Origin of the sequence: Azospirillum brasilense (assembly GCF_022023855.1) — a bacterium.
Lineage (GTDB): Bacteria > Pseudomonadota > Alphaproteobacteria > Azospirillales > Azospirillaceae > Azospirillum > Azospirillum brasilense_F.
Window position 1 is genome coordinate 588,507 of sequence record NZ_CP059449.1, and the last position, 15,062, is coordinate 603,568.

Sequence of the window (15,062 nt, forward strand, 5' to 3'; positions counted from 1 at the left end):
GAAATCCGTCGGCCGAAGCCCGGCGCCGCCTCACTGGGATGAACAGGCGGTCCCGCCGGACTATTCCCGGACGACCGGATGGCCTCAATGGCTCATCAGGACCGGAACCGTCATATGCTCCAGCATGTAGCGGGTCATGCCGCCCAGCACTTGTTCGCGCAGCCGCGAGCGGCCATAGGCGCCCATGACCAGCAGATCGCAGGATTCGTCGGCGACCGTGTTCAGCAGCGTGTCGCCCGGATCGATCTGATCGGTCACGATGTGGGTGGCCTCCACACGGCAGCCGTGGCGCGACAGATGCTTGGCGATGTCGGCGCCCGGCTCGTCGCCGATGCCGGCAGGACCGGCCTTGGGGTTAACGGCCATCACCACCACGCGCTTGGCGGCGGTCAGGATGGGCATCGCGTCGGCCACCGCGCGGGCCGCTTCACGGCTGCCGTTCCAGGCCACCAGCACGCGCTCCCCGATGTGAGGGAAAGAGCCGGCGTAGGGCACGACCAGCAGCGGACGCCCGCATTCGAACACCAGATCCTGCGGCAGAGCGATCGGGCGGTCACGGTCGCGGTGCGGATCGGCCTGCCCGATCACCACCACGTCGGCGTAGCGCCCATGCAGCGCCGCGCTGTCCGTCGGGTGGCCGTAGAGGACCCGCCATTCCGAGCGGTCGGTCAGGCCGTTGCGGCGCACCGCGTCGGTGAAGAGAGCCTCCGCCCTGGCGGTCTGGTTCTCGGTGTAGCCGCGCTGCATGGCGCGCACCTCGTCCGGCAGTTCCGCCTCGACATAGCCCGGCAGGGTCAGCGGAACGATGGGGTAGAGGCCGGTGATGTGGCTGTCGGTGCGCGCGGCCAGTTGGGCGGCGGCATCGATTCGCGCCGCAGCGGCGGCGGTGTCGTCGACGACCACCAGCAGATCCTTGAGTGCCATGGCGATTCTCCCTCGCTCGCGCGGGTGGGCGATCGTTGTGCACCACCTCTTCTCGCGCATTGGTCGAAATTATAGCCCGGCATGGCCCTCTCTGACGATGGTCAGAATAGGGAACGCTGGCATGACGCATCTGCGCGCGCCGCCGGTCCGATCGCCGGCCTAGGATTCGACCATTCGTGACCTTTCGCAGCCCCGGCAACCTGCCGTGGTCCGGCACGGATCGGCACGCCGCCTCCGGCCCCGCCCGCCACCGATGCCGCAAAATCAATCGCCGCCAATCGAAACATCAACCGTGATTTGCATGAATACCCGAGTATGAAGGTCGGTTCTGTCGTCGGGCAACTATAGTGGGGCGATGCTTTCCACCGTCTTCGGCGGCTTTGGTTTTGACGGGCAGGCATTCTTTCGCGTAAGTGTTGATCGTGGTTTTCCCAACGGTGTCTCGACCATTCCCGCCCATGAAGCCGGACCCTCACCTCGCCTCCCTTGCCGCAGCCCTGTCCGGCACCGCTTCCGGGGCTCCGGCGCTCGACACCCTGCGGCAGCTTCTCGACGTCATACCGGCGATGGTCGGCCTGCTCGACACGCAGCGGCGGCACCTCTACGCCAACCAGGCGTATCTGGACTATATGGGCCGCAAGCTGGACTCCCTCATCGGGACCACGGTGGGCGACATCCTCGGGCCGGAGACCCAGCGCAACAACAGCGCCGCGGTTGAGCGCGCGCTGGACGGCGAGACGGTGCAGGTGGAGGGCTGGCTTCCCCGATCCGGCGGCGGCAACGACTACGTGACGCGGGTGCACGCGCCCTACCGCGGCCCGGACGGCTCCATCGCCGGCTATTTCGTCATCATGCAGAACATGACGGAGCGGCGGCGCACCCAGGACGACCTCTTCCGGCTGGCCTACTACGACCCGGTGACCGGGCTGGCGAACCGGCTCCTGCTGGTCAAGCACATGGCCGATTTCCACGGCATGGGGGAACCCTTCACGCTGGTCATCGTGGATTTCGACCGCTTCGTCGACGTGCGCACCAGCCTGGGCCAGAGCTTCGCCAACGAGATCCTGACCGACGTCGCCACGCGGCTGAGCGTGCGGGCCGGTTCGGTGGACCTGATCGCCCGCATCAGCGACCACGCCTTCGCGCTGCTGATCGGCGGCACGCAGGACCCGCTGGCGGTGGAGGAGCGGCTGACCACCATCGCGTCGCTGGTCCGCTCCGCCAAGACGGCGTCGGGCGCCTCGGTTTTCCTGTCGGCCAGCATCGGCGTCGCCGCTTCCTGCGACACCCACACCCGGCCCGAGGACGTGCTGCGCGACGCGGAGATCGCCACCGGCCGCGCCCGCGAGCAGGGCGGCGGGCGCCACGCCTGGTTCGACCCGGCCATGCACGCCCGCGTCGTCGAGCAGGTGCGGCTGGAGCACGACCTGCGCCGCGCCCTGGAGCGCGGCGAGGAGCTGTGGGTCGCCTACCAGCCGATCGTCGAGATGGTCACCGGCGGTCTGGCCGGATTCGAGGCGCTGGTGCGCTGGAACCATCCGGAGCGCGGCAACATCCCCCCCGGCGTCTTCATTCCGATCGCCGAGAGCACCGGCCTGATCGTCACGCTGGGCGCCTGGGTGCTGCGCGAGGCGTGCCGGCAGATCGCCGCATGGCAGGATCAGCGCCTGCCCGGCTCCGCCAATCTGTTCATGAGCATCAACCTGTCCACCCGCCAGTTGAACGACCCCGACATGGTCTCGCTGGTGCGCGACGTTCTGCGCGAAACCGGGGCCGAGCCGTCCTGGATCAAGCTGGAGATCACCGAAAGCGCGGTCATGGAAAAGGCCGAGCAGTCGATCCGCCTGCTGCAGACCCTGCGCGGGCTGGGCATCAAGATGTCCATCGACGACTTCGGCACCGGCTATTCGTCGCTGTCCTACCTGCACAAGCTGCCCATCGACAGTCTGAAGGTGGACCGCTCCTTCGTCATGGCCATGCACCAGTCGGAGGAAAACCGCGCCATCGTCCGCATCATCATGGATCTGGCGCGGCTCCTCGGCTTCGACGTCATCGCCGAGGGCATCGAGACGAGCGCCGACGCCAACCTGCTGCGCGCGCTCGCCTGCGACTATGGGCAGGGCTACCATTTCGCCCGCCCGATGCCCGCCGCCGACGCCGACCGGCTGGTCGGCGCGGAGCATCTGCCCTGGCAGGTGCCGCGCTGAGCGGCTGATGCCGCTCAGTTTTGGAAACGGAGCGGCACCCCCTTGTCCACTCAATAGTAAGGGTCACCGAGCCCTTCGGCCTCGAACGTCGCCTTGACGGCGGGACGGTCCAGCACACGGGCGAGGTAGGGGCCGAGGTTGGGCAGTCTGCGCGCCGGCGTGCCCATGAAGCGGGTCCAGCGGGCCAGCATGAACAGGTAGGGATCGACGGCGCTGTAGCGGTCACCCAGGAACCACGCCCTATCACCCAGTTGACGGTCCAGCAGCGTGAAGCGCTCCAGCAGCCGCGCTTCCGCCATGGCCTTGACCGAGGCCTGCGCCTCCGCCCCTTCGGCGTGACGCTCCGGGTAGAAATAGACCAGCATGTCGGCCTGGACGGTGTTGGTCAGGAAGACCAGCCACTGGTAGAAATGCGCGCGCTCCGCCGTGCCGGGCGCGGGGGCCAGCCCGGCGGCCGGGTGCGAATCGGCCAGATGCAGGCAGATCGCCGCCGCCTCGAACAGCACGAGATCGCCGTCGACCAGAGTCGGCACCCGTCCGTTGGGGTTCAGCCGCAGATAGTCCGGCGCCTTGTGCGCGGCGGTGGCGCGGTCCAGCAGGACCAGATCAAAGGGCTGCCCAATCTCGCGCAGCAGGATGTGCGGCGCCATCGACGCGCTGCTCGGCATTCCATACAAGGTGATCATCGTTCCCCTTACCTTCCGAAACCCCGGAGCTTGTGCAACGGGCCTGGGCGCCATGCAGGATGGGAATGCCCGCCCCACCCCCCGATTCTCCGGCTTTGTCAGGAGGACCAACCATGCCTATGATCGGGAGCGCCGTTTAACATTTTCAACAGCGGCGAACCAGCATCGGCAACGACCGACTCCGGCAGCGAACACAGGGATAGAGATCATGACCGAACAGGGCGTCGCGGCGACTGAAAGTTCTGGGCCCGACAATCATGGCGCTGGAAACTCCGCCGCCAGCCGCGACAAGGCGTATTTCCTCCACCCCTACACCAACCTGCACGCGCACGAGACCCAGGGCCCGCTGATCATCGAGCGGGGCGAGGGCGTGCGCGTCTTCGATGACAGCGGCAAGGAATACATCGAGGGTCTGGCCAGCCTGTGGTGCGTGTCGCTGGGCTGGGGCGAGGAGCGCCTTGTCGAGGCCGCCACCCGCCAGATGCGCAAGCTGCCGACCTACCATGTCTTCGGCCACAAAAGCCACGAGCCGGGCATCGATCTGGCCGAGCGGCTGATCAAGCTGGCCCCGGTGCCGATGTCCAAGGTGTTCTTTCGCCAACTCCGGGTCGGAGGCGAACGACACCGCCGTCAAGCTGGTCTGGTACTACAACAACGCTCTGGGCCGCCCGGAGAAGAAGAAGATCCTGTCGCGCGTGAAGGCCTATCACGGCGTCACCGTGGCGACGGCCAGCCTGACCGGCCTGGTGAACAACCACCGCGATTTCGACCTGCCCATCGCGCGCATCCATCACACCGACTGCCCGCACCACTACCGCTTCGCCGAGCCGGGCGAGAGCGAGGAGGCCTTCGCGACCCGTCTGGCGGAAAGCCTGGAGGCGCTGATCCTGGCCGAGGGGCCGGAGACCATCGCCGCCATGTTCGCCGAGCCGGTGATGGGGGCCGGCGGCGTCATCGTTCCGCCCGCGACCTACTTCGCGAAGATCCAGCCGATCCTGAAGAAGTACGACATCCTCCTGGTCGCCGATGAGGTGATCTGCGGCTTCGGGCGTACCGGCAATTTCTGGGGCAGCCAGACCATGGGCATGCAGCCGGACATCATAACCTGCGCCAAGCAGCTGTCCTCCGGCTATCTGCCGATCTCCGCCGTGATGGTGTCGGACGCGGTCTACCGGGCCTGCGTCGAGGAGAGCAAGACGATCGGCACCTTCGGCCACGGCTACACCTACTCCGCCCATCCGGTGGCGGCGGCGGTCGCGATCGAGACGCTGAAAATCTACGAGGAGCGGGACCTGATCGGCCATGTCCGCGCCGTCGCCCCGCTGTTCCAGCGCCGGCTGAAGGCCCTGGCCGACCATCCGCTGGTCGGCGAGGCGCGCGGCGTCGGGCTGATCGGCGCCCTCGAACTGGTCGCCGACAAGGAGACCAAGACCCCGTTCGATCCGGTGGGCCGGGCCGGCGCCGTCGTGAACGGGCTGAGCCAGGAGAACGGCCTGATCATCCGCGCCATGGGCGACAGCGTGGCGGTCTGCCCGCCGCTGGTCATCGGCGAGGAGGACATCAACCTGATGTTCGACCGCCTGACCACCGCGCTGGACGCCGCGATCCCTGTCCTGCGCGGGTAACGGCCGGTTCCGCGACGAGAAAGGGCCGCCCCGCCATCCGGCGCGGGCGGCCCTTTTCATTCGATGAGAGGCGTCAGGACCGGGCGGTGTTGATGACGTGCGACGAGACCGGCACGCCCGCCGCCGCCGCGTCGCGGATCAGCGCGTCGGCGGTCGGCCAGACCATGCGCCCGTCCAACTGCACCAGCGTGTCCTCGCGCACGGCTATGTAGCCGCCCACGCTCGCCATGTAGATCAGCCGCGCCAGACGCTCCGGCCGCGGCGCGGGCTCCGCCGGCTGGGCCACCGCCTCGGCGCGGGCTGGGGACGGCGCCGGGGAGGCCGCCGGGGAGACCATTGCGGCGGGGGCCGGGCGGAAGGGGATGACCTTGCTGCCGCCGGGACCGGTGGCACCATGGCTCAATTCCGGGCCGGACATTCGCCGGCCATGCGCGCTGTCGAACGTCAGAACGGCACTCATCGCACGACACTCCCCATCAACGGCTTGACGAACCCTCTCACTTACTCCCTGTCTTCGTCCATACGACCTTGTTCGTAAAAGAACACGACAATGGTATTCGGCACAATCGGACAGGAGATACTTTGATCTTTGCTGTCCGTTATATGTTGATAATATTCACGATCACTTGCAATCATCAACGAAATGCAGGGGCGAAAGGGTGTTTCACAGCCTCGGCAACAGCGCGGCGGGTGACGAACATGAATCGCCCCGCGCGGACGATCATCCATAGGTCGAATGGCCCCGCGGCGGCGGATCGGCGAGAATTGCCTCCTTGCCGGGCAGACCTTTTGACCTCGGTCAATGCCGGGTGGCAACACGGCAACGATCATGCCATCTTCCTAACGTGCTAGGCCCGGTGGCTGGACCGCCCGGACGGCACCCGCCCCTTCGGATGAATGCGAACGGAACGCGCGATGGATTACGAGAGCTTTTTCCGCACCCAGATCGCCAGCCTGAAACAGGATGGCCGCTACCGGGTCTTCGCCAACCTCGAACGGCAAGCGGGGAACTTTCCGAAAGCCACCTTCCGCGACGCCGCCGGGAAGGAGCGGGAGGTCACCGTCTGGTGCTCCAACGACTATCTGGGCATGGGCCAGAACCCGGTCGTCCTGAAGGCGATGCACGACGCCATCGACGGCGTGGGTGCGGGCGCCGGCGGCACGCGCAACATCTCCGGCACCAACATCTACCACGTGCTGCTGGAACGCGAACTGGCCGACCTCCACCGGAAGGAGGCGGCGCTGCTCTTCACCTCCGGCTACGTGTCCAACGACGCGACGCTGGGGACGCTGGGCAAGCTGCTGCCCAACTGCGTGATCCTGTCGGACGCGCTGAACCACAATTCGATGATCACCGGCATCCGCAACAGCGGCGCCGAGAAGCACATCTTCCGCCACAACGACCCCAAGCACCTGGACGAGCTGCTGTCGCAGATCGCCCCGGACCGCCCGAAGGTCGTGGCCTTCGAGAGCGTCTACTCCATGGACGGCGACGTCGCCCCGATCCATGACCTGTGCGACGTCGCCGACAAGCACGGCGCCATGACCTATCTGGACGAGGTGCACGCGGTCGGCATGTACGGCCCGCGCGGCGGCGGCGTGGCGGAGCGCGACGGCGCCATGGACCGGCTGACCATCATCGAGGGCACGCTGGGCAAGGCGTTCGGCGTCCAGGGCGGCTACATCACCGGCTCCACCGCGCTGGTCGACTGCATCCGCAGCTTCGCCGCCGGCTTCATCTTCTCAACCTCCCTGTCGCCGGTTCTCGCCGCCGGGGCGCTGGCCAGCATCCGCTACCTGAAGACCAGCCAGACGGAGCGCGACCGGCACCAGGAGCGCGCGGCGACCCTGAAGCGGCTGATGGCCGAGGCCGGCCTGCCGGTGATGCCGTCGGCCAGCCACATCGTTCCGGTGATGGTCGGCGACGCCCACCGCTGCAAGCGCGCCTCGGACGAGCTGATGGAACGGCACGACATCTACGTCCAGCCGATCAACTACCCGACCGTGCCGCGCGGCGGCGAGCGCCTGCGCTTCACCCCGACCCCGCTGCACAGCGACGCCGAGATGGCGCGTCTCGTCGACGCCCTGCTCGACGTGTGGAGCCGCCTGGACCTGCGTCTGGCGGCGTAAGCCCCACGGCACCCCTCCTCCAGGGAGGAGGGGATTCGGTGATCTCCCGGCGATGATGGCATCGGCGCTCTGGACTTGTGGGCCGGAGCGCCTTACCTTTAGACGTATCTGAGAACGTTTCGCAACGTTCGGTCCGTAAACGTCGACAGCCACCGCCCAGGGGTTCGCCATGTACCGTGACAACTCGCTGATGCCGAAGGAGGCCGTGCGCCTCGCCGTCCTGGGCACGCTGATCCAGAACGGGCCGCAGCGTTACGCCGAACTGGCCGGCGCGCTCCGCCATTTCCTCGACCGCATCGTCGGCCCGTCGCTCGACCTCATGGGCACGTCGCTGGAGATGCTGCGCTACGAGGGGTTGATCGAGGCGCTGGACGGCACCGGCATGGAGGACAACGCCCTGCTCGGCGCGACCGAGGCCGGACGGGCGGAATTCGACACGCTGATGCGCGCCAACGTGCGCGCGCCTTCGGCGGACGGGCTGAACAAGCTGGTCATCGCGCTGAAGCTGCGCTTCCTGCACCTGCTGGACGTCGAGTCGCAGCGCGACCAGATCGACCACCTCGCCTCCCTGTGCGAGACGGAGCTGGCCCGGCTGGGCGACCTGAAGCGGGCGAGTGCGGGAACCGACGGCCATTTCGCCGAATGGCTGGAGCACGACATCGCCCAGGCCGAAGAGCGGCTGAACTGGTTCAACAATCTCCTGTCCCGGTTGTGACCGGCGCGGCGTTTTAGCCGCCTTTCATGCCAACATTTGTTCCGCGTTAGGGTTCTGGTGTAACTTTCGGGGCCATACTGCCTAACCCGAAAGCATAGTCAGGACCCTCTCCCATGGCTTCCAACCTGTCGCCCGACGATCTTGAAGACCGCCTGCGCGTCGAATTCATGGACGACGCCCGCGACCGGCTGGAGGTGATGAACGCCGCCCTGGAAGGCTTGTCCAAGGGCACGCGGGAGGAAAGCGCGGTCATCGGCGTGCTCCGGCTGGAGGCCCACAACTTCAAGGGCATGGGCACCAGCTTCGGCTACCCCACCGTCAGCCTCGTCGCGCACCGCCTGGAGGATTACCTGTCCGGCCTGAAACGGCTGGAACAGCGCGAGTTGAACGACGCGCAGACCTTCGTGGACCGGATCGCCGAGCTGGTGGACCGCGCCGAGCAGCCGCAGGTTGCCGAAACGAACCGGATCATCCGCGCCCTGCCGGTGCGTTACCAGTTCGAGATCACCGACATCCAGATCAGCAACGTCGAGATCATGCTGGTCACCCCGTCCAAGGTCGTCGCCAAGAAGTTGGGCAGTGAACTGGCGGCCTGCGGCTTCCGCACGGTGACGGTCAGCGACCCCATCGAGTCGATCAGTCTCGCCGTTCGCGTCCCGCCGGACATGTTGATCGCGTCGATGGTGATGGACGGCCTGTCCGGCCTGGACCTGATCCGCGGCCTGCGTGCGATGAGCGTCACGCACAATGTGCCGATGGCGCTGCTGACCTCGATGAGCCTGGACAACCCGGCCCTGAAGGAAATCCCGCACGGCGTCTCGGTCATCCGCGTCGGCGAGCATTTCGGCGACGACTTCGCGGCGGTGGTGGCGAAGCACAACCTCGGCTGAGGTGGCTGAACACCGTTGCGGGCAAAAATGACTTCACGGATTTCGCGGATTTAGAGCACGGATTACACGGATTTTTCTTTGATGCTCGCCCAGTAGTGACTTGTCGAGGAGCCCTTGCTGAGCAAGCGATCTAAAAAATCCGTGTAATCCGTGAAAAGATCGGTAAAATCCGTGTAAATCTTGTGATCCCAGCCCGTCACTCGTAACGGGCAACCACCCGCATCAATACAGATGCTGCCCGCCGGTTATGAACATTTCCGTACCGGTGACGTAGCCCGAGTCGGGACCGCACAGGTAGAAGACCACCGCCGCCACATCCTCCGGCGTGCCCATGCGCTTCAGCGGGATGCGCGGGATCAGCACGTCGTATTCCGGCCCGGTCATGGCCGTCTCGATCTCGCCCGGCGCCACGGCGTTGACGCGCACGCCGATCTCGGCGAACTCCACGGCCATCTCACGGGTCAGGCCGGACAGCGCCGCCTTGGAGGTCGAATAGGCCGACCCCGCGAAGGGGTGCACCGAATGGCCGGCGATGGAGGTCACGTTGACGATCGCCCCCTTCGCCCGCGACAGTGGCGCCGCGAAGCCGCGGGCCAGCACCAGCGGAGCGAAGAAGTTCAGCTCGAACACCCGGTGCCATCCTTCGATGGCCCCGTTCAGGCAGCCGAGACGCTCCTTGATCGGCGTCTTGGGCGAAATGCCGGCGTTGTTGATCAACGCGTGCAGCGGCCCGCCGTCCAGCGCCCGGTTGGCCTCCTCCAGGAAGCGGGCGCGGCTGTCCGGATCGGACAGGTCCGTCGGGATGTGGTGGGTCCAGTTCGGATCGCGCCGGCAATGGTCCGGCACCTCCTCGCGGGAACAGGAAATGACCCGCCAGCCCTCGGCGCTGAAGCGCTGCACGGTGGCGTGGCCGATGCCCCGGCTCGCGCCGGTCAGAATGACGGTTTTACGGTGCGGCATGATGTCCGAGGATACCCCGCTTCGCCGCACCGCGCCAGCGCGGCCGTTGCCGGTCAGACCATGCACCGTTGACGGGCGCACCCCACCGCCCAACCTTCAGCCTGAGGCCAACCGTTTCACAGAGTCCAGGAGGACCGCCGACGTGCTCCCCCGTTTGATGGCTGTCCTTCTGCTCTCCGGCAGCCTGTTGGCCGGCCTGGGTGACGCCACCGCGGCGAAGGCCGCCGCCCTGACCAATGCCTGCGTGCCGCCCGGCGGCTGGTCCGACGCCACCGCCCGCCCGCTGAACGCCGCCGATTTGCTGCGCCGCGCCGCGGCCTCGCCCGCCGTGCTGCTGGGAGAGCGGCACGACAACGCCGACCACCACCGCTGGCAGCTTCACAGCCTGGCGGCGCTGCACGCGCTGAACCCTGATCTGGCGGTCGGCATGGAGATGTTCCCGCGCAGCGTCCAGCCGGTCCTCGACCGCTGGAGCGCCGGGCAGCTGACCGAGGCGGAGCTGCTGCGCGAAACCAACTGGCCGAAGGTCTGGGGCTACGACGCGCGCTTCTACCTGCCGATCCTGCATTTCGCCCGGATGAACCGACTGCCGGTGGTCGCGCTGAACGTCGACCGCGGGCTGGTCAGCCGCACTGCGCGCGATGGCTGGGCCGCCGTTCCGGCCAACGAACGGGAAGGCGTGGGCGACCCGGCCCCTCCTCCCGCCTCCTACACCGAGCGGCTGCGCCAGGTGATGGCCGCCCACGGTCCGACCGAGCGCCGCTCCGGCAGCTTCGAGCGATTCGTCGAGGCGCAATCCGTCTGGGACCGCGCCATGGCCGAGCGGATCGCCGAGACCCACCGCCAGACCAACCGCACCGTCGTCGCCATCCTGGGCCAAGGGCACATCGAAGGCCGCGACGGCGTGCCCCACCAGCTGGCCGACCTGGGCATCCGGAACAGCGTCGTCCTGCTGCCCTGGGATGAGGATCGCCCCTGCGCCGAGCTGGACGGGCGGATCGCCGACGCGGTCTACGGGCTGGGCGAGAGCGAGGCGCCGGCCGAGACGCCCCGCCCCCGGCTGGGCGTGATGCTTGAGCCAGGAACCGAGGGGGTGCGCGTGCGCTCCGTCACCGAGGGCAGCGTCGCCGCCGCCGCCGGCCTGACGGCGGGCGACCTCGTGGTCGCCGCGGCGGGATCCCCGGTCCGCGAAGCCTCCGACCTGACGGCGGTGGTGCAGCGCCAAGCCCCCGGCACCTGGCTGCCGCTGACCGTCAAGCGCGAGCAGGGCACGGCGGAGCTGGTGGCGAAGTTCCCCGCCTCGCCCACCGTGGAGTGATCGGGAGCTAGAGCATCCGCTCCCACTGCGCCAAAACGTCCGGCGTGGGGTTCATCGCCGGGGCGAAGTCCTGGCGGCCCAGCCGCGACCGGTGTTCGCGCAAGGCCCACTGGACGGTCGGGAAGGCCAGATCGTCCCAGGGGATCTCCTCCCAGCGGAACAGCCCGACCTCCTGGCTCTCCGGCCCGGCGGACACGTCCGGCGACAGCAGGCGGGCGCGGAAAATGAGCTGCACCTGACTGATGCGTGGGATGTCGTAGACGGCCAGCAGCGAGTCGATGGCGATCCTGGCCCGCGCCTCCTCCCACGCCTCGCGGGCGGCGCCCTCCATGGTGCTTTCTCGCTCCTCCATGAAGCCGGCGGGCAGCGTCCAATAGCCCTTGCGCGGTTCGATGGCGCGGCGGCACAGCAGGATGCGGTCCTCCCAGGTCGCCACCGACCCGACGACGATCAGCGGGTTCTGGTAGGCGATGTAGCCGCAATCCGGACAGGTCAGCCGCTCGCGATCCTCGCCGGGCGGAATGGTGCGGACGCGGGGGCCCTTGAGGGGGCCGGGAGGGAAACCGGAGGGGGAGGACGGATCGTCGGGCATCCGTCGGATATGGCGCAGACGGCGACGGCGGGCAAGCCCGCTTCACCGACCCGCATCGCAGGCAGAACGGAGCCGCAGGGAGGGTTCTTCTTTGTTCATTGCCCGTTCTCTTTCCTGATTCGTTCCTGTAGTCTCGCCTGTGGTCTCGGCATTTGCAGCGATCTTCGGGGAATTTCATGCAGTTCGCGTTCGACGCACAGTCGGTGGCTCTCGGCGGTCTTGCCGGCGCCCTTCTCGGGGCGATCCTGGCGGGCATGATCGTGCGCCTCTACGCCGCACGCGCCGAGGCGGAGGCCGCCGCCATCCACGCCGAGCTGGTCACCCGGCTCGACGTCGCCGAGCGAATCGAAGGCGACCTGCGGGAAGAGGTGGAGGCCCGCGACCACCAGATCACCCGGCTGACCGGCGAGCTGTCCGCCGCCCGCGAACGGCAGGCGGAGCTGTCCACCACGCTGGCCCGCGAGCGCGCGTCGGCGGCGGAGAAGCTGGCCCTTCTGGAGCGCGCGCAGGCCACCCTGTCCGACAGCTTCAAGGCCCTGTCCGCGGAGGCCCTGCGCTCCAACAACCAGAGCTTCCTCGACCTCGCCAAGGAAACGCTGACGACCTTCCAGGAGCAGGCGCGCGGCGACCTGGAAAAGCGTCAGACCGCCATCGCCGACATCGTCGCCCCGGTCCGCCAGTCGCTGGAACGCATGGACGGCCAGATCCAGGAGATGGAGCGCAGCCGCGCCGGCGCCTACGAGGGGCTGAAGCAGCAGGTGCTGTCGCTGGTGGAGACCCAGGCCCAGCTCCGCGCCGAGACCGGCAACCTCGTCCGCGCCCTGCGCAGCCCGGTGGCCCGCGGGCGCTGGGGCGAGATCCAGCTCCGCCGGGTCTGCGAGATGGCGGGCATGCTCGACCATTGCGACTTCGTGGAGCAGATGAGCGTGGAGGCCGCCGGCGGGCGGCTGCGCCCCGACCTCGTGGTCAAGCTGCCCGGCGGCAAGACCATCGTGGTGGACGCCAAGACGCCGCTGGAGGGCTATCTCGACGGGGTGCAGGCCGCCGACGACGGCGCCCGCCGCGACGGGTTGTCGCGCCACGCCCGCCACGTGCGCGAGCATATGAAGCAGCTCGGCACCAAGGCCTATTGGGACCAGTTCGCGGATTCCCCGGAATTCGTCGTGCTGTTCCTGCCCGGCGAGAACTTCTTCTCCGCGGCTCTGGAGCATGACCCGGCGCTGATCGAGGCGGGCATCGACCACCGCGTGATCCTCGCCACCCCGACGACGCTGATCGCGCTGCTGCGCGCCGTCGCCTATGGCTGGCGGCAGGAGCGGCTGACCGACAGCGCCCGCGAGATCAGCGCCTTGGGCGCCGAGCTTTACAAGCGCCTGCACGACCTGGGCGGCCACATGGAGCGGTTGGGCGGGCAGCTCGAAAAGGCCGTGGGCAGCTACAATGGGGCGGTCGGCAGCCTGGAGTCCCGCGTCCTGGTCACCGCCCGCCGTTTCCGGGACCTGCACGCCACCCCGGACAGCGCCGAGGAGATCCCCCTGCTGGAACCGCTGGACCACGCCCCGCGCCCGCTCCAAGCGCCGGAGCTTCGCGCGGCCGAGCTGCGAGCGGCAGCCAGGGCTTAGGACCGAAGTCTGCAACCCAGATTTGCCCGTCTTGTTTCGCCTTGCAAAGGAGGGGAGCGGTCCCAATTTCCCTCCTGTCATTCTGCTTCGGACTGCCGGCCTGCTACGCCTTCGGGTGCCCAGATCGTCGCTATGCCTGGACACAGTCTGATGCGCCGCACCGGCCGATGCGGCGCCTTTCATACTAATCGGAGAGCAATCATGCCCGTCGGTACCGTCAAGTGGTTCAACAGCACCAAGGGTTATGGCTTCATTCAGCCGGACAACGGTGGTGCGGACGTTTTCGTCCACATCTCCGCGGTTGAGCGCGCGGGTCTGCGCAGCCTGAACGAAGGCCAGAAGGTGTCCTACGAGGAGCAGCGCGATCCGAAGCGCGGCAAGACCTCGGCGGAGAACCTGAAGGCCGTCTGAGCCACGTCTCACGGCACGGCATCGGAGGGGGCACCGGGAAACCGGTGCCCTTTTCCGTTGCGCGCTTTTCCTCTACAAGCACCCCCCTGACGTTCGGAGTTTCCCCCCATGGCCAAGACCAAGAAGAAGCAGCCGGTAGACAGCGCCTACGTGCTGTTCGACGTTCTGTACGAAGACGGCGCCCGCACCTCCAACCGCAAGGTTCCCGGCACGCTGGTCGGCGGCCTGGACGGCGACGAGCCGGCCCGCGGCTTCATCGAGGAGCAGGACCGCAAGATCGCCGAGATGTCCGGCAATCCCCGCGGCCCCATCAAGTCGATCACCCGCTCGCCCCTCTGAGGCGCGGCCGTCCCGATGGGATCGGCGGGTCGCCGCGGGTTGTGCCTTGCGCCTTCCTTGACCTCGTGGCCCGCCCCCCATATTTTGACGGATTGTCGCACCTCCACGCACCGTTGCTGAGTTCCCATGGCCGTTCTCGATATCCTCGTCGCCCCGCACCCCGTCCTGAAGCAGAAGGCGAAGCCCGTCGAAAAGGTCGACGCCCGCATCGCCAAGCTGATGGACGACATGGTCGAGACCATGTACGCCGCGAAGGGCATCGGCCTCGCCGCGCCGCAGATCGGCATCCTGGAGCGGGTGATCGTCGTGGACGTGCACGACAAGGACGAGAAGCCGAACCCTATCCGCCTCGCCAACCCGGAAATCGTCTGGAAATCGGACGAGACGTCGGTGTGCGAGGAGGGATGCCTGTCGGTGCCCGACCAGTACGCCGAGGTCACCCGCCCCTCCTCGGTCCGCGTCCGTTACCTGGACGAGACCAACGAGATGCGCGAGATCGAAGCCGACGGCATGCTGGCGACCTGCATCCAGCACGAGATCGACCATCTGAACGGCGTGCTGTTCGTCGACTACCTGTCGATGCTGAAGCGCAACATGATCCTGCGCAAAGTCCAGAAGATGCAGCGCGCCTAACCTTCTGACG

Annotated in this window: 15 protein-coding genes and 1 pseudogene; 10 read left to right on the forward strand and 6 right to left on the reverse strand. The window is 67.6% G+C overall.

Features of this window, described 5'->3' with window-relative positions:
- Nucleotides 1–84: 84 nt before the first annotated feature.
- On the reverse strand, nucleotides 85–924 hold the full coding sequence (locus H1Q64_RS02770) for a universal stress protein (protein WP_237904284.1): 840 nt from the start codon (nucleotides 922–924) through the stop codon (nucleotides 85–87).
- Nucleotides 925–1,382: 458 nt separating this feature from the next.
- Here H1Q64_RS02770 and H1Q64_RS02775 point away from each other — a divergent pair, with 458 nt between their 5' ends.
- Nucleotides 1,383–3,131 carry a putative bifunctional diguanylate cyclase/phosphodiesterase gene (locus tag H1Q64_RS02775; RefSeq protein ID WP_237904285.1) on the forward strand — a complete coding sequence of 583 codons (1,749 nt, stop codon included), beginning with the start codon at nucleotides 1,383–1,385 and terminating at the stop codon, nucleotides 3,129–3,131.
- 50 nt (nucleotides 3,132–3,181) lie between these two features.
- On the opposite strand, the gene H1Q64_RS02780 is transcribed toward H1Q64_RS02775, so the two are convergent.
- Nucleotides 3,182–3,817: a glutathione S-transferase family protein gene (locus H1Q64_RS02780; RefSeq protein WP_237904286.1), complete on the reverse strand. Its 636-nt coding sequence runs from the start codon at nucleotides 3,815–3,817 to the stop codon at nucleotides 3,182–3,184.
- A gap of 208 nt (nucleotides 3,818–4,025) precedes the next feature.
- Between H1Q64_RS02780 and H1Q64_RS02785 the strand changes: the two are divergent.
- Nucleotides 4,026–5,442: pseudogene (locus H1Q64_RS02785) on the forward strand (aspartate aminotransferase family protein).
- A gap of 73 nt (nucleotides 5,443–5,515) precedes the next feature.
- On the opposite strand, the gene H1Q64_RS02790 reads toward H1Q64_RS02785, so the two are convergent.
- Nucleotides 5,516–5,902 carry a hypothetical protein gene (locus H1Q64_RS02790; RefSeq protein WP_237904287.1) on the reverse strand — a complete coding sequence of 129 codons (387 nt, stop codon included), beginning with the start codon at nucleotides 5,900–5,902 and terminating at the stop codon, nucleotides 5,516–5,518.
- 41 nt (nucleotides 5,903–5,943) lie between these two features.
- Nucleotides 5,944–6,273, reverse strand: a complete 330-nt coding sequence (locus H1Q64_RS02795; protein WP_237904288.1) for a hypothetical protein — start codon at nucleotides 6,271–6,273, stop codon at nucleotides 5,944–5,946.
- 84 nt (nucleotides 6,274–6,357) lie between these two features.
- Between H1Q64_RS02795 and hemA the strand changes: the two genes are divergently transcribed.
- From hemA to H1Q64_RS02810, 3 genes are all read left to right on the forward strand, one after another.
- The gene (hemA, locus tag H1Q64_RS02800) at nucleotides 6,358–7,572 is read left to right on the forward strand and encodes a 5-aminolevulinate synthase (RefSeq protein WP_237904289.1); all 1,215 of its coding nucleotides are present in this window, start codon (nucleotides 6,358–6,360) and stop codon (nucleotides 7,570–7,572) included.
- Between the two features lie 169 nt (nucleotides 7,573–7,741).
- Nucleotides 7,742–8,287 carry a hypothetical protein gene (locus H1Q64_RS02805; RefSeq protein ID WP_149164193.1) on the forward strand — a complete coding sequence of 182 codons (546 nt, stop codon included), beginning with the start codon at nucleotides 7,742–7,744 and terminating at the stop codon, nucleotides 8,285–8,287.
- Between the two features lie 113 nt (nucleotides 8,288–8,400).
- Complete coding sequence (locus tag H1Q64_RS02810) at nucleotides 8,401–9,177, forward strand: response regulator (RefSeq protein WP_237904290.1); 777 nt, start codon at nucleotides 8,401–8,403, stop codon at nucleotides 9,175–9,177.
- A 222-nt stretch (nucleotides 9,178–9,399) separates the two neighbouring features.
- Here the strand turns inward: H1Q64_RS02810 and H1Q64_RS02815 are convergent, their stop codons facing one another.
- Nucleotides 9,400–10,137, reverse strand: a complete 738-nt coding sequence (locus H1Q64_RS02815) for an SDR family NAD(P)-dependent oxidoreductase (protein WP_059399062.1) — start codon at nucleotides 10,135–10,137, stop codon at nucleotides 9,400–9,402.
- A gap of 142 nt (nucleotides 10,138–10,279) precedes the next feature.
- Between H1Q64_RS02815 and H1Q64_RS02820 the strand changes: the two genes are divergently transcribed.
- Nucleotides 10,280–11,455, forward strand: a complete 1,176-nt coding sequence (locus tag H1Q64_RS02820) for a ChaN family lipoprotein (RefSeq protein ID WP_237904291.1) — start codon at nucleotides 10,280–10,282, stop codon at nucleotides 11,453–11,455.
- 7 nt (nucleotides 11,456–11,462) lie between these two features.
- Here H1Q64_RS02820 and H1Q64_RS02825 read toward each other — a convergent pair whose 3' ends face one another.
- Nucleotides 11,463–12,047: an NUDIX hydrolase gene (locus H1Q64_RS02825; RefSeq protein WP_237904292.1), complete on the reverse strand. Its 585-nt coding sequence runs from the start codon at nucleotides 12,045–12,047 to the stop codon at nucleotides 11,463–11,465.
- 176 nt (nucleotides 12,048–12,223) lie between these two features.
- Here H1Q64_RS02825 and rmuC point away from each other — a divergent pair, with 176 nt between their 5' ends.
- The 4 genes from rmuC (at nucleotide 12,224) to def (ending at nucleotide 15,052) form a co-directional block, all read left to right on the forward strand.
- A complete protein-coding gene (gene rmuC, locus H1Q64_RS02830) occupies nucleotides 12,224–13,669 on the forward strand; it encodes a DNA recombination protein RmuC (RefSeq protein ID WP_237904293.1) in 1,446 nt (481 codons plus the stop codon).
- Between the two features lie 201 nt (nucleotides 13,670–13,870).
- Nucleotides 13,871–14,080, forward strand: coding sequence for a cold-shock protein (locus H1Q64_RS02835; RefSeq protein WP_014239340.1), 210 nt, complete (start codon nucleotides 13,871–13,873; stop codon nucleotides 14,078–14,080).
- Between the two features lie 108 nt (nucleotides 14,081–14,188).
- The gene (locus H1Q64_RS02840; RefSeq protein ID WP_145674796.1) at nucleotides 14,189–14,419 is read left to right on the forward strand and encodes a hypothetical protein; all 231 of its coding nucleotides are present in this window, start codon (nucleotides 14,189–14,191) and stop codon (nucleotides 14,417–14,419) included.
- Between the two features lie 126 nt (nucleotides 14,420–14,545).
- Nucleotides 14,546–15,052: a peptide deformylase gene (gene def, locus H1Q64_RS02845; RefSeq protein ID WP_237904294.1), complete on the forward strand. Its 507-nt coding sequence runs from the start codon at nucleotides 14,546–14,548 to the stop codon at nucleotides 15,050–15,052.
- Nucleotides 15,053–15,062: the final 10 nt, after the last annotated feature.

Excerpts from the sequence above, each read along its gene's own strand:
- H1Q64_RS02770 (WP_237904284.1), bottom strand. The coding sequence starts at position 924 with ATGGCACTCAAGGATCTGCTGGTGGTCGTCGACGACACCGCCGCCGCT.
- H1Q64_RS02775 (WP_237904285.1), top strand. The coding sequence starts at position 1,383 with ATGAAGCCGGACCCTCACCTCGCCTCCCTTGCCGCAGCCCTGTCCGGC.
- H1Q64_RS02780 (WP_237904286.1), bottom strand. The coding sequence starts at position 3,817 with ATGATCACCTTGTATGGAATGCCGAGCAGCGCGTCGATGGCGCCGCAC.
- H1Q64_RS02790 (WP_237904287.1), bottom strand. The coding sequence starts at position 5,902 with ATGAGTGCCGTTCTGACGTTCGACAGCGCGCATGGCCGGCGAATGTCC.
- H1Q64_RS02795 (WP_237904288.1), bottom strand. The coding sequence starts at position 6,273 with ATGATCGTTGCCGTGTTGCCACCCGGCATTGACCGAGGTCAAAAGGTC.
- hemA (WP_237904289.1), top strand. The coding sequence starts at position 6,358 with ATGGATTACGAGAGCTTTTTCCGCACCCAGATCGCCAGCCTGAAACAG.
- H1Q64_RS02805 (WP_149164193.1), top strand. The coding sequence starts at position 7,742 with ATGTACCGTGACAACTCGCTGATGCCGAAGGAGGCCGTGCGCCTCGCC.
- H1Q64_RS02810 (WP_237904290.1), top strand. The coding sequence starts at position 8,401 with ATGGCTTCCAACCTGTCGCCCGACGATCTTGAAGACCGCCTGCGCGTC.
- H1Q64_RS02815 (WP_059399062.1), bottom strand. The coding sequence starts at position 10,137 with ATGCCGCACCGTAAAACCGTCATTCTGACCGGCGCGAGCCGGGGCATC.
- H1Q64_RS02825 (WP_237904292.1), bottom strand. The coding sequence starts at position 12,047 with ATGCCCGACGATCCGTCCTCCCCCTCCGGTTTCCCTCCCGGCCCCCTC.
- rmuC (WP_237904293.1), top strand. The coding sequence starts at position 12,224 with ATGCAGTTCGCGTTCGACGCACAGTCGGTGGCTCTCGGCGGTCTTGCC.
- H1Q64_RS02835 (WP_014239340.1), top strand. The coding sequence starts at position 13,871 with ATGCCCGTCGGTACCGTCAAGTGGTTCAACAGCACCAAGGGTTATGGC.
- H1Q64_RS02840 (WP_145674796.1), top strand. The coding sequence starts at position 14,189 with ATGGCCAAGACCAAGAAGAAGCAGCCGGTAGACAGCGCCTACGTGCTG.
- def (WP_237904294.1), top strand. The coding sequence starts at position 14,546 with ATGGCCGTTCTCGATATCCTCGTCGCCCCGCACCCCGTCCTGAAGCAG.